A 203-nucleotide genomic window follows, 5' to 3' on the forward strand; every position below is an offset into this window, starting at 1 on the left:
GTTCCTTCTTTCGGTTCTAGTGCTGTAATATCAAATACAGTGAACGAATCATGATCTAATGGACGACCGTTTGCAAGCTGACGAATCAGGTATAAACGTTGATCTTGGATTAAACGAACTGTATCATCTGATACTAATTCTTGTTTTGAAGCAACCCCCATAAAGTAATCTTTTGTTTTTCCAGAAATCATTGTGTTTAATGG

At 36.0% G+C, this 203-nt stretch carries 1 pseudogene; it reads right to left on the minus strand.

Annotated features, from left to right (window positions below):
* A pseudogene (locus ACQGS6_RS29650) lies at positions 1-203 on the minus strand (phage major capsid protein); the annotation flags it as partial.

Source organism: Bacillus sp. GMs2/2 (genome assembly GCF_050172095.1).
Lineage (GTDB): Bacteria > Bacillota > Bacilli > Bacillales > Bacillaceae_G > Bacillus_A > Bacillus_A cereus.